Origin of the sequence: Planotetraspora mira (assembly GCF_016863275.1) — a bacterium.
Classification (GTDB): domain Bacteria; phylum Actinomycetota; class Actinomycetes; order Streptosporangiales; family Streptosporangiaceae; genus Planotetraspora; species Planotetraspora mira.
This window is the reverse complement of record NZ_BOOO01000068.1, coordinates 1-5,527: the sequence shown is the minus strand read 5'-3', so window position 1 is coordinate 5,527 and position 5,527 is coordinate 1. Positions and strand designations below refer to the sequence as shown.

Genomic DNA, 5,527 nt, shown 5'->3' with positions numbered 1-5,527 from the left:
GGCCTTCCGCGACGCGGCGGGGGACCTGTGCTTCCCGCCCTCCCAGCTCGCCGCCGCCGGGCGCCTCCAGAGGCTGCACACGCAACTGGCCGTCAACTACGCCTCGCTGGGCCTGGTGGCGGACCTGCTCGACCGCATCGCGGAGCTCGAAGCGGCTCTGCGGACCCGCGTGAGAACTCCCGGAGGCATGCCGTGGACGTGAACCGCCTCACCCAGAAGTCACAGGAGGCCCTGCACGACGCCCAGACCAGGGCGACCCGCTTCGGGCACACCGAAGTCGACGGCGAGCATCTCCTGTTCGCGTTGCTGGAACAGCCGGAGGGGCTGGTCCCGCGCCTGGTCTCGGCCGCGGGCGCCGATGCGGACAAGCTGGCGCTGGAGCTGGAGGCCGAGCTGGAACGCCGGCCCCGCGTGACCGGTCCCGGCGCCGCGCCCGGCCAGGTGTACCTGACCCAGCGGCTGTCCCGCCTGCTGGAGGCGGCCGATCGGGAGGCGAGGCGGCTGAAGGACGAGTACGTCTCGGTCGAGCACCTGCTGCTCGGACTGCTCGACGAGGGGCCGGACACCGCCGCAGGGCGGCTGCTCAAGGCCCACGGTCTCACCCGCGAGCGCTTCCTGGAGATCCTCACTCAGGTGCGCGGCAACCAGCGGGTGACCTCGGCCAACCCGGAGGTCGCCTACGAGGCCCTGGAGAAGTACGGCCGGGATCTGGTCGCCGCCGCCAGGGCGGACAAACTCGACCCGGTCATCGGCCGCGACGGCGAGATCCGCAGGGTCGTGCAGATCCTGTCCCGCAAGACCAAGAACAATCCGGTCCTCATCGGTGACCCGGGAGTCGGCAAGACCGCGATCGTGGAGGGCCTCGCCCAGCGCATCGCCCGAGGCGACGTGCCGGAGGGCCTGAAGGACAAGACGATCTTCAGCCTCGACGTGGGCGCCCTCGTCGCCGGGGCGAAATACCGCGGAGAGTTCGAAGAGCGCCTCAAGGCCGTGCTCACCGAGGTCACGTCGGCGGAAGGGCGGATCCTGCTGTTCGTCGACGAGGTCCACAACGTCGTCGGCGCGGGTGCGGCCGAGGGCGCCATGGACGCGGGGAACATGCTGAAGCCGATGCTGGCCCGCGGCGAACTCCACATGATCGGCGCGACGACGATCACCGAATACCGCAAGCACATCGAGAAGGACGCCGCGCTGGAGCGCCGCTTCCAGCCCGTCTTCGTGGACGAGCCGTCGGTGGAGGACTCCGTCTCCATCCTCCGCGGCCTGCGCGAGCGCCTCGAGGTGTTCCACGGCGTGAAGATCACCGACAGTGCCATCGTCGCCGCGGTCGTCCTCAGCCACCGCTACATCAGCGACCGCTTCCTGCCCGACAAGGCGATCGACCTGGTCGACGAGGCGTGCGCGATGCTCCGTACGGAGATCGACTCCATGCCGGCCGAGCTGGACGAGCTCACGCGCCGGGTGATGCGCCTGGAGATCGAGGAGGCGGCCCTCGCCAAGGAGGACGACCCGGCGAGCCAGGCCCGCCTGGAGGCGCTGCGCGCCGAACTCGCCGATGTGCGTGCCCAGGCCGACGCGATGCGCGCCCAGTGGGAGGCCGAACGGCACGCTCTGCACAAGGTGCAGCAACTGCGCCAGGAGATCGAGGTGGTCCGGCGCGAGGCCGAGCAGGCCGAGCGCGTGTACGACCTGAACCGCGCGGCCGAACTGATGCACGGCAGGCTGCCCGAGCTGGAACGCAGGCTGGAGGCCGCGGAGAGCCAGCTGGAATCCAAGCACGGTGTGGGGCGGCTGCTCCGCGAGGTCGTCACGGAGGAGGAGATCGCCGGCATCGTGTCCCGCTGGACCGGCATCCCGGTCAGCAGGCTCCAGGAGGGCGAGCGGGACAAGGTGCTGCACCTCGACCAGATCCTGCACGAGCGCGTCATCGGTCAGGACGAGGCCGTGCAGGCCGTCTCCGACGCGATCATCCGGGCGCGCTCCGGGATCAAGGACCCGCGCCGGCCCATCGGCTCGTTCATCTTCCTCGGCCCGACCGGCGTCGGGAAGACCGAACTGGCCAAGACCCTCGCCGAGGCGCTGTTCGACACCCAGGACAACATGGTCCGCGTCGACATGAGCGAGTACCAGGAGCGGCACACGGTCAGCCGGCTGGTCGGCGCCCCGCCCGGATACGTCGGCTATGAGGAGGGCGGCCAGCTCACCGAGGCCGTACGGCGCAAGCCGTACTCGGTCGTGCTGTTCGACGAGATCGAGAAGGCCCACACGGACGTCTTCAACACCCTGCTGCAGGTGCTCGACGACGGGCGGCTCACCGATGCCCAGGGCCGTACGGTCGACTTCCGCAACACCGTGATCATCATGACGTCCAACATCGGCTCGCACTTCCTGAGCGAGAAGGCATCCCCGACGGGCGAGATCGATCCCGAGGTGCGCGAGATGGTGATGGCCGAACTGCGCGCGCGGTTCCGGCCCGAGTTCCTCAACCGGATCGACGACATCGTGCTGTTCAAGCCGCTCACCGAGCCGGAGATCGAGCAGATCGTGTCACTGATGTTCACCGAGATCAGGATCCGGCTCGCCGAACGCAGGATGACGCTGGAGGTCGCACCCGAGGCCGTGCGCTTCATCGCCGAGCAGGGGTTCGACCCCGTCTACGGCGCACGGCCGCTGCGCCGCTTCATCGCGCGCGAGGTCGAGACCCGCGTCGCCCGCGCCCTGGTCGCCGGCGACGTCGTCGACGGCGCGGTCATCCGTGTCGGACTGGCCGGCGGCACGCTCTCGGTGGCGTACGAGAATCCGGAGGTCTGACCATGCGGTCACAGGCCAAGGACGCGGGCGTCGTCCGATGCTCGAAGTGCGGACGGAAGAACCGCCTGCCCAGTGCCGCCTCGGGGATCCCGCGGTGCGGCGACTGCCACCAGTCGCTTCCCTGGGTCACCGAGGCGGGGGACGACGACTTCAGCGATGTCGTCGAGGCGGCTCGGATGCCGGTGGTCGTCGACTTCTGGGCACCCTGGTGCGCGCCGTGCCGCCTGGTCAGCCCGGCGCTGGAGCAGGTCGCGGCCGATCTGGCCGGTCGTCTGAAGCTGGTGAAGGTGAACGTGGACGAAGCGCCCCGGCTCTCGGAACGCTTCGCCGTACAGGCGATCCCGACGCTTGTCGTGATCGATCAGGGGAGAGTCGTCACCCGGCGGGCGGGTGCGGCGCCGGCTCCCGACCTACGCGGATGGGTGGAACATGCGCTGGCCTCCTGACCTCTCCGAGACGCCGGACCCGCAGGGGGCCTACCCGCGGCTGAGCGACGCGCAGCTCCAGACGCTGGCGCCGCACGGCGAGCGGCGCCGGGTCCGCCGGGACGAGGTCCTGTACGCGGAGGGCCTTCCGTGCACCGAATTCTTCGCGGTCCTGGCCGGCAAGGTCGCGACAGTCGAGGGATTCGGAGCGGACGACCAGGTGATCGGCGTCCACGGGGCAGGCCGGTTCCTGGGAGAGCTCAACGTCCTCACCGGCCAGGTCGGCTTCGTCACCGGCGTGGTGGCCGAGGACGGCGAGGTCCTCGCCGTGCCGGCGGACGCGCTCCGTCGCCTGGTCACCGGGGATCCGGCACTCGGCGACCTCATCCTGCGGGCCTACCTCATCCGCCGCACGATGCTCATCGGACTGGGGGCGGGCTTCCGCATCATCGGCTCCCGCTTCTCGGCCGACTCCCGGCGGCTGCGGGAGTTCGCGGCACGCAACCGGCTTCCGCACCGGTGGATCGACCTGGAGCAGGACGAGGAGGCAGAGCGGTTCCTGCGGAGCATGGGCGTCACCCCGGAGGAGACCCCGGTCGTGATCTGGCGTGGCGAGACGGTGCTCCGCAACCCGAGCAACGCGGAGCTGGCCCGGGCGATCGGGCTCCCCGCACCACGGGTACAGGAGACCCGATGCGACCTGCTCGTCATCGGGGCCGGGCCGGCGGGGCTGGCGGCGGCGGTCTACGGAGCGTCAGAGGGCCTCGCGACGATGGTCCTGGACGATGTCGCGACGGGCGGCCAGGCGGGCACCTCCTCGCGGATCGAGAACTACCTCGGCTTCCCGTCCGGGATCTCCGGCAGCGAACTGGCGGAACGGGCGGCCATCCAAGCCGGCAAGTTCGGCGCGCGTTTCTGCATCCCCGCACAGGCATGCGGACTGCACCTGAACGCGGGCGATCACATCGTCACCGTACGGGAGGGCGGCACGATCCACGCGCGCACCCTGATCATCGCGACCGGCGTCCGCTACCGGAGGCTCGACGTCCAGAACCTGGAACAGTTCGAGCCCACGAGCGTCTACTACGCGGCGACCATGCTCGAAGCCCAGATGTGCGAGCGGGACCCGATCGTCGTCGTTGGAGGAGGCAACTCGGCCGGCCAGGCCGCCCTATTCCTGGCCAGGCACGCCGCCTGCGTCCGGCTACTCGTGCGGGAGGACACGCTGTCCAGGAACATGTCCCGCTACCTGGCCGTCGAGATCGGACGGCACCCCCGGATCCAGATCATGCTGAACACAGAGGTCCGGGAGTTGATGGGGGAAGAGGCGCTCGCCGCGGTCGTCGCCGAGAACAACGTCACCGGCGAGCGTTCCACGATCGAGGCCCGCGCGATGTTCATCTTCATCGGCGCGGAGCCGTACACCGCCTGGCTGGCCGACGAGATCGCGCTCGACCCGCGGGGTTACATACTGACGGGCGCGGACGCCGCCCGGTCCGGCAAGGAAGGCGCGCCCGACTCCGTCGGCCGGCCGTTCCCGCTGGAGACGAGCAGGGCGGGCGTGTTCGCGGCCGGGGACGTGCGGAGCGGGTCGGTCAAGCGGGTGGCCGCGGCGGTCGGTGAAGGCGCCATGGCCGTACGGCTGGTCCACGACTACCTCCAGGCTGGAGAGTGACTCCGGGCCGGAAGGAAGGGGACCTCCATGGTGCTCATGGCGGTGTCGAGATTCGAACGCTTCTTCCGCAGCGCCGCAGGCGTCGATGTCGACAAGGACGACCTCCGGCGCTATAGCGACTTCGTGAACGACAAGGTCTACGACCTTCTGGTGATCAGTGAGGCCCACGCCAAGGCGAACCGTCGCGACATCATCGAACCCTGGGATCTACCCGTCACCAAGGGCCTCCAAGAGAGCATCCACCGGTTCCGCCTCCTCGATGAGGACATCGAGCTGAAACCCATCCTGGAGCAACTCGCCAAACTACCTCCGCTCGACCTGTCGGTCAGCGAGGAGACCGTCGGGCGCCTGCCCGAGATCGTCGGCGGCCTGTCAGTGGCACTGGCTCAGACTTTCAAGATCGTGGATCCAGACGTGAAGAACCCCGCGACTGAGCAATGGGAGCGCACGATACGTGTCTTCGATCTGCTGCTCTGAGGCGGTCGGGACCGCCTCGGCGATCAGCTCTGAACGGCCCGCCCCGGACGTCCGGTGAATTAGGCGCCGAGTCCTCTCAGGGGGCGCGGTCGCGGCGAGCAAGGAAGGGGGAATGAACCGTTGACCTGCTGTACGGCGC

5 protein-coding genes are annotated in these 5,527 nt (G+C 69.5%); all 5 read left to right on the top strand.

Annotated elements, in window-relative coordinates:
- On the top strand, nucleotides 1-202 hold a 202-nt coding region (locus Pmi06nite_RS41340; protein WP_239114565.1), incomplete at its 5' end, for a chaperone modulator CbpM.
- Nucleotides 193-2,811, top strand: coding sequence for an ATP-dependent chaperone ClpB (clpB, locus tag Pmi06nite_RS41335; protein WP_203958725.1), 2,619 nt, complete (start codon nucleotides 193-195; stop codon nucleotides 2,809-2,811). The genes Pmi06nite_RS41340 and clpB, both read left to right, overlap by 10 nt.
- Nucleotides 2,812-2,813: 2 nt before the next feature.
- Nucleotides 2,814-3,257, top strand: a complete 444-nt coding sequence (gene trxA / locus Pmi06nite_RS41330) for a thioredoxin (RefSeq protein ID WP_203958724.1) — start codon at nucleotides 2,814-2,816, stop codon at nucleotides 3,255-3,257.
- A complete protein-coding gene (locus Pmi06nite_RS41325) occupies nucleotides 3,241-4,911 on the top strand; it encodes an FAD-dependent oxidoreductase (RefSeq protein WP_203958723.1) in 1,671 nt (556 codons plus the stop codon). The genes trxA and Pmi06nite_RS41325 overlap by 17 nt, the downstream gene beginning before the upstream one ends.
- Before the next feature lie 27 nt (nucleotides 4,912-4,938).
- Nucleotides 4,939-5,388, top strand: a complete 450-nt coding sequence (locus Pmi06nite_RS41320; RefSeq protein ID WP_203958722.1) for a DUF1931 family protein — start codon at nucleotides 4,939-4,941, stop codon at nucleotides 5,386-5,388.
- The last annotated feature ends 139 nt before the right edge of the window (nucleotides 5,389-5,527 follow it).